8 protein-coding genes are annotated in these 7142 nt (G+C 59.2%); 3 read left to right on the forward strand and 5 right to left on the reverse strand.

Features of this window, described 5'->3' with window-relative positions:
• The first annotated feature begins 290 nt into the window (after positions 1-290).
• The 3 genes from AC5ZG5_RS45220 (at position 291) to AC5ZG5_RS45230 (ending at position 4084) form a co-directional block, all read left to right on the forward strand.
• Positions 291-1880 (forward strand): porin, encoded by a 1590-nt coding sequence (locus tag AC5ZG5_RS45220; RefSeq protein ID WP_028166352.1) that lies wholly within the window; start codon positions 291-293, stop codon positions 1878-1880.
• Between the two features lie 251 nt (positions 1881-2131).
• Entirely contained in the window at positions 2132-3208 is a 1077-nt protein-coding gene (locus AC5ZG5_RS45225) for a SphA family protein (RefSeq protein WP_456647070.1), read from the forward strand.
• Between the two features lie 279 nt (positions 3209-3487).
• Positions 3488-4084 (forward strand): nucleoside deaminase, encoded by a 597-nt coding sequence (locus AC5ZG5_RS45230; protein ID WP_496165551.1) that lies wholly within the window; start codon positions 3488-3490, stop codon positions 4082-4084.
• Positions 4085-4244: 160 nt separating this feature from the next.
• Here the strand turns inward: AC5ZG5_RS45230 and AC5ZG5_RS45235 are convergent, their stop codons facing one another.
• The 5 genes from AC5ZG5_RS45235 to AC5ZG5_RS45255 all read right to left on the reverse strand — a co-directional run bounded on the left by AC5ZG5_RS45235 (position 4245) and on the right by AC5ZG5_RS45255 (position 6661).
• On the reverse strand, positions 4245-4613 hold the full coding sequence (locus AC5ZG5_RS45235; protein ID WP_456647068.1) for a hypothetical protein: 369 nt from the start codon (positions 4611-4613) through the stop codon (positions 4245-4247).
• A 350-nt stretch (positions 4614-4963) separates the two neighbouring features.
• Positions 4964-5182, reverse strand: a complete 219-nt coding sequence (locus AC5ZG5_RS45240) for a hypothetical protein (RefSeq protein ID WP_130231097.1) — start codon at positions 5180-5182, stop codon at positions 4964-4966.
• 544 nt (positions 5183-5726) lie between these two features.
• Positions 5727-5954 (reverse strand): hypothetical protein, encoded by a 228-nt coding sequence (locus AC5ZG5_RS45245; protein WP_028166356.1) that lies wholly within the window; start codon positions 5952-5954, stop codon positions 5727-5729.
• A gap of 159 nt (positions 5955-6113) precedes the next feature.
• Complete coding sequence (locus tag AC5ZG5_RS45250) at positions 6114-6296, reverse strand: hypothetical protein (RefSeq protein ID WP_456647067.1); 183 nt, start codon at positions 6294-6296, stop codon at positions 6114-6116.
• A 167-nt stretch (positions 6297-6463) separates the two neighbouring features.
• The gene (locus AC5ZG5_RS45255) at positions 6464-6661 is read right to left on the reverse strand and encodes a hypothetical protein (RefSeq protein WP_456647066.1); all 198 of its coding nucleotides are present in this window, start codon (positions 6659-6661) and stop codon (positions 6464-6466) included.
• Positions 6662-7142 lie beyond the last annotated feature (481 nt).

The following is a 7142-nucleotide window of genomic DNA, read 5'->3' on the forward strand; positions in this document are numbered from 1 at the left end:
CTGTGGTCCTACCCCCGTGCTTTTTGTTGCACGGGACCCATGGGTGCAACCGGCACCCGGCTTTCCCTGCGCCCTCTACTCAATGAGGAGGGTGAAACACGCAAAGCTCGGGCATCTCGTGCCGCGAGAATGCGAACTCACATCCTCTCCGCTGTGTCCGCCAGCGTGGCAGAAAAATCACAGCCGGCCAACCAGTTGCATGCGGCTCATCGGCACGTATTGCCTGCCGACCGTCTTGGATTCACTCTTGGTTGCACGCACCTGCATGAGTCACGGGAAGGAGCCCCGGAATGAAAAGGGCGCGGAATCTCGTTCTCGGAATAATGGCCGGCCTGATGGCCATCGGCGGCGCCCAGGCCGCGGATCTGCCGGTCAAGGCGAAGGCCGTCGAATATGTGAAGGCGTGCTCGCTGTACGGCGCGGGCTTCTTCTTCATTCCGGGCACCGACACCTGCATCAAGCTCGGCGGCTATGTGCGTGCCGACGTCACCTTCAACGGCGGCGCCGCCCACGGCCAGCCGGCGTGGAATGGCGATGCCGGGCAGCGGAACCGTTATTTCGATTATTTCGTCGACCGCTCGCGCATGGTGCTGACGGTCGATACCCGCACCGCCACCGAATATGGCGTGGTCCGCACCTTCGCTTCGAGCAAATTCCAGTTCACCACGCTGGGGGGCAGCACCTTCAACCCGAACTCGATCAACGGCTCGCTTCCTGTCGCGAACTCGAACCTGCTCGACACCCCCGGCGGCGGCTATGTCGCCATCTATGATCTCTTCGTCCAGTTCGCGGGATTCACCTTCGGCAAGTCAGCGTCCGCCTACGCGTCGCCCTGGCAGGGCACTCCGGGCAACAACTCGTCGTTCCTGCTGGGTGGCCAAAGCGGTGACAATAGCGGTGCCAACAACATCCAGTACACCGCGGACTTCGGCAACGGCGTGACCGGCAGCATCGGACTTGACGATCCTACGGTGTGGGACCGCACCGCCGTCTACAATCTGTCGCTGGCGCTGAATGCCACGTTGAACACCGGCAACGCCTATGCCGGCGTTCATGCCCCCGAGGTCGTCGGCAATATCCGCGTCGATCAGGCCTGGGGCCTGTTCCAGATTTCCGCAGCGGCGCATGAGGTGAACGCCTCCTACAACGTCCTCAACACCGCTGGCGCGCCGGCCGGCGCGGTCGGCTTGCCGGGTGCGGCGCCGACTGCGTTGTCGGAGATCAGCGGTCACCCTGACACCAGATGGGGTGGCGCGGTGATGGCCGCCCTGCAAATCAAGAACCTGCCGACCGGCACTGCCGATGACATCAAGCTCGATGCGAGCTACGCCAAGGGAGCCACGAAATACATCATCGGAACGGATTCGACCTCGCCGAGCTTTGCGATGTTCGGCGGCTCCAGCAATCCGGCGGCCTATCAGAGCATCGGCTTCGGCGCCACCACCGATGCGGTTTACCTGCCGGTCGCAGCCGGCGGCGACGGATCGCTGCATCTGACCGAGGCCTTTGGCGTCCGCGGCGCATTCAACCACAACTGGGATCCGTACTGGTCGACGAGCCTCTATGGCAGCTATTCGGTGGTCCGCTACGACGGCACGGCCAAGGCATTCATCTGCGCCAACTACACCACGCCGGCCAAGGCGGTGAGCGCCGACTATGTCTGCAATCCCGACTTCAACGTCTCGCAACTCGGCACGGTGACCCGCTGGACGCCCGTCAAGAACCTGACCTTCTCGGCGGAAGTGCAGTGGTTTCACCTCGACCAGAAATTCCAAGGCTCTGCGGTCCTCGGGGCGGCAGCTCCGAAGCCGGCGACGCGCTACGAGTTCAAGGACCAGGATGCAGTCCATCTGGAGCTTCGCGTTCAGCGAAACTTCTGACGGTCATTCTTCAAACAGTTTTCGTAAGGCGCAAATCAGCGGCGCTATGCAGAATCGGCAAAACCACCAAGTATTTTCAGCCCGGAAATTGTGGCATGGAAGGCACAGTCTCTCGCTAAGGATGCACAGGTTGCGAAAGCATCGATCACACGTAGACGCGCTGTGGTAGCATTTTTCGTTTCCGGTCCCTCGCATGCCGGATCGTTCTTCGGCGGTGACGGAGGAGCGGTGGAATAAAAGGGGCTTGGCGGATGAAGGGCGGGAAATCGATATCGACGACCGGTTTTGTCTGCCGGTTGAGTGCGGCAATTGCGACCTTGCTTGTGCTTCCCTATGATGTGGCGCGGGCCGATGAAGGCGGCATCAGCTTCTGGATACCCGGCTTCTTCGGTAGCCTCGCGGCTACCCCCCAACAGCCGGGTTGGTCGATAACTTCGATTTACTATCGCACCTCGGTTTCCGCCGGCGGTGACGTGGCGCGGGCACGGGAGATCACGATCGGTGGCATTCCCGCAAATCTGACGGCCACCGTGAACGCAAGGGTCAATGCAACCGCCAATCTGGGCTTGGTGGCCCCTACCTACACTTTTGAGACACCCGTGCTGGGCGCGCAGGCCTCTGCCGTCCTGTTAACAGCTTACGGCAACAACTCGACATCACTTGCGGGACAACTCACGGGAACACTGACGACGCCGGGCGGCGCGTTCCCGTTCTCGCGGTTCGACAGCATCGATAGCTCGCTAACCGCCTTTGGCGATCTGATCCCGTTCTTCCAGTTGAAGTGGAATTCCGGCGTTCACAACTACATGACCTACATCACCGGGGACATTCCGGTCGGGGCCTACGAGTCATCCCGCCTTGCAAATCTGGGGCTCGGGCACTGGGCGATCGACGCCGGCGGCGGCTACACCTATTTCGACCCGAAGACTGGGCACGAAGCTTCGGCGGTGCTTGGATTCACCTACAACTTCATCAACCCTGCGACTCAATATCAGAGTGGCGTCGACATGCACCTCGACTGGGGCGTATCGCAATTCCTGACCAAGCAGTGGCAGGTCGGCCTCGTGGGTTACGTCTACCAGCAGCTCGGCTGTGACAGCGGCTCCGGCAATCGTGTCGGCTGCTTCCAGTCGCGGGTGGTCGGCGCCGGACCGCAGGTCGGCTATATCTTTCCGGTCGGCGACATGCAGGGCTATCTCAACCTGAAGGCCTACGGCGAATTCGCCAATGAAAATCGGCCAGCGGGCTGGAACATCTGGCTGACGTTCAATCTGTCGCCTGCGGCGCCAACGCCGCCTGCGCCCACAAGGCCGAGGATAACGAAATAGAAGCGCTGGTGCCAACCCATGACTCGTGCAAGCGCCGCGCAATTGGGGCTTGGACGTTCCGAATCTGCATAGTCAACACTGCGAACCTAACATTAGTTTTGCAGGGTTCGTGTAGTCAAAGCGGCCAACTACGCAATCAAGAGGCGGAGCATTCCTTTTTGGTGCAGCCTCGCAACAACCAAGTGAACGTTGCAGACACATCGTTCACGAGGTGGAAGAAAACTGCGCAAGCGTCTGCTGGCACCCATGAGCATGTCTGACCCAGAGTTAGATTCGATCATGATGCGTCGCTGCATCGCTCTCGCCCAATCCGCGGGTCAAAGCGGGGAACACCCGTTTGCGGCCGTCATCGCTCGGCGAGGCCAGTTCGTTTGCGAATCCCTCAACATGGTCAAGGTCGAACGTGACGTTACGCGACACGCCGAAATGGTTGCAATTGCCTTAGCCCAGAAGACGCTCCGTGCGACCAGCCTCGATGATTGCACGCTCTATTCAACCGTTGAGCCTTGCGCGATGTGTTCTTATGCCATCCGCGAAACCAGGATAGGGCGAGTGGTATTCAGCTTGCGGTCACCGCTCATGGGCGGACACTCGCGATGGAAAGTTCTGACCGATAGCAATTTGTCCGCGACATTGCCGGAGGTGTTCGCTCCGCCGCCCATCGTCCTGTCCGGATACTTGCAAGATGACGTTCAGATGGTGTTTCAGAAGCGAAATCCGCTGACCTGGCGATTCATGAAAGCGCGAAAGATCTTCGTGGCGAGTTCGGATGCTGAAGACGTCAGCATTTTGCGCACCAAATCGCGGCTTGGCCGTTGGACCGGCGTCGGAAACTTGGTCAGGGCTATGGTTTTGGATCGCCTTTGGCGAAGCTAGAGCATGATCCGGAAAAGTGTGAAGCGGATTTCCCTCGCGACAAACGCGAAGCGTTTGCGCGGAGATCATGCTCGAACAAAGAGCTAAAGCGGAATGACGATTCGAAGAAAAGTCATCCCGCTTTAGGGATCGACGTTTCCTCGCTGCCGCAATACACAGCCTAGTTCGGCGCCTTTTTCTTTCTGCTCGCGCCCCTCAAAGCAGTGGTCGAGGTCGTGATCGATCCATTGCTCATCTGCAGACAGGTCAAGAGATCGACATAGCTCGGGTCGCCGGCGGCCGTCGCCTCTCCCTCACACTGGACTCTGATGGTCGGGGAATACGAAAGCCAAATCGTGTCCAATTGCTGACGCGCTGAGTTCTCATCGCTCATACACTTATCGAAGGTTTGAGGTAAGGCTAAACCCATCGCCTTATCCGCTTCCACCGACCCTCTGCAGGTAGCTTCGACATTGAGTTTTGGAACGGCCTCGGAAATGGGCGTCACCAATTGAGTAGCCGCCATCACGGCCATGATTGCTGGGTGCATGGGATGTCCTTCCTTACAAGAGTATTCAGATCGTACTGGGCATCCTCCGTGAAAAGTCGGGAGGCGCAGGTTCAGCAAGTTTACGTCATACGCTGGTCGCGGGGCGGCTGGGCGTCAGAATGCCGGCGACCTCCAACAGCGTCGGCATTATCAGAGTGCGGGCAGGCGACTATGCGAATTCGGCAGTCGAGCGATCGTCCAGGCTGGACCGCCGACCCGCTGCGCCAACTGATTGTCTTAAGAGCCCCGGTTGACCGCGCAACGAGCCGACGTCGCGATCTTCAGCCATGGGCCCAGCAGGCGACATTCGCGAAATGGCGAAATGAAAGAGGCTGCCGACTGACGCGGCCTTACCGAAGGCCAATCCGCAGCACAGCCAATTCCGCGATCTCTCGCGGCTCGCTAATGCCTGTCGCGCGGACGTCGATAACCTTGCGAGCGACCATATCGCAAAACGGGTCGTTACGATCAACCACGCCCAGCAAGTTGAGAGCGTGGTTGAAGGCCTTGTTCAAAAGCTCGATTTCTTCCGGCGCGCACTTATTTTTCAACAGCCGATTGATTGGCATTGTCCCGCCCCACAGCCGACGCAAACAAAACCACACCCCTTCTTATAGCACTGGATTTTGGCTGACGGCCGGAGAAACGCGGAAGGAGCACTGACAGTTCACGAAGATGTGCTGCGTTCCGTCACTTGGATCGACGTCAAAATAAGGATGGCTCGCCAAGCGACCGCCAGGCGCCCCTCATATGCTGGGCGATATTCTTGTTGTGGCGTTCGCGATAGCAAATTCACATTCCCAAGCGCATACTCGGGGCATGGCGACAATTGTTCAATGCAATTGCGGCGCCGAGTACAGGCGCACCGAAGAGAAGTTCTTGATGCCGCATACGGGTGACGCGATCTGCGAGGTCTGCGGAGCCGCGCTGGAATCGTGGTCGGAATGCACCCACGTTCCCATATATGAACTTATTGAGCGTCCAGACAGAAAGCCGGAATCCCCAGCTTGACAGACGAAATCCCCTCTCGTGTCCGCTCCTGGTCCAAGAAGATACATGGCTACAGCACTGAGGTGCGCGCCATGCCCGAGACGTTAACGAGGTTCGTTCAGCTCAGATGACAGCTCCGGCCAGCAAGAAAGCACCGCCGAGCGCGACCAGCGCAAGTCCAGGCCAATTGGCTTTGATTTCGAAGCCGCTACCCGGTCTTTCTGGTTCCAGTGTGTCACGCCCGGAGCGAAGCAGCCTTCCGCCGCTTAATCGACCTCGCCAGATTGGCTGAAAGACCATCTGGAGCACGCCGCCGAAAACAAACAGCACACCAAGCCATATGAGGGTCATGCTAGTCTCCTGCACCAGTGAACGCCGAGAGGTTGCTCCGCCGAGAACCGTCGCCCGTTTGTGTTGGTTGGTGCCTGGAAGCCGAGGCCGCGCGCCGCACATTGGTTTCGGATTATGCTCTCCGAAGTTCAGGCTATGCCAATACTAACGCATCCCGCCTTAGTCTTCGTCTGGCTCGCGCACGACCGGCGATTCGTCGGTTCCGTTCTCTTCGTCATCCTGCTCGTCGTCCGCGTCCTCTTCGTCGTCATCAGGATCTCGGGGCGGCATCGTGTTGCCTATGATCGCGGAGACACACCAGTCGATCCTGGTCGGAACTACCTCACGGATTTGTAGGATCATGTTGTTGCTCCTCGGATGTAACCCTGAGGCATTTTACCTCTTTCTCGGAGTTGGGTCAGGCGCGGCTCGCGTAGCGGCAGCTCTTGGCGCAAAGCGGACCCACGAGTCTGAGAAGGGCCAACAGGTAACATTCGAAATGAAGGAGGCCGCCTACTGAGGCGGCCTTATTACTTCGGCGGCTGCAGTCCGGACGACATTACCCAATCAATCATGTGAGAAGCTGTTTCGGCTTGCCGAGCTTTGCGAACAAGTCGCTGTCTCTTGTAGCCGGGCGGGATGCCCTGGGCCTGCCTCGCCAGACGCTGTGCCTGGTCCGCGAGCATTTCTTCCAAAGTGGTGTTCCTGAAGCGACGACGCTTGATCATGCGCTCCTCCATATTGTGCAGGCGGGAGCGCAATCGGTCTCTCAGCCACCGGGCGCCTACGGAGCCCCCGCGTTTTTGCCGGCGATGCCAATATAACGGGCTGTCGTAGCGAAGGTTGCTAATCTCCTTCAAACCCCGTGGGTCATTTGCGGCGATTGGTTGCGTCTGGCCACGTCCGACCCACCCTTTGCAGCCGACGCTGGGTCGAGTGTTGCGTTGGTCGGATAGGAGCAAATAGGCGACGTAGGGCCCGCTCCAAGCTCGGCCCGCTTTGCATCTGAAAGCGGACGTTGGCGGGTCCAAGCGGCTGAACCTTTGAAACCGGCATCCTGTTTTCGCTACGGCCTGCTTCGCTTCGAGCGCAATGACGATGTGGCCGCTTTGGGCGCGACAAATCAACCCGACGAGACTGGGCAAGTAGTGACAGCTATCGGAGGGAGCCGAGGGCGAAGCGCCTGGTCAGGAACTGGACCGCTACATT

It is taken from the genome of Bradyrhizobium sp. Ses1, from assembly GCF_059512365.1.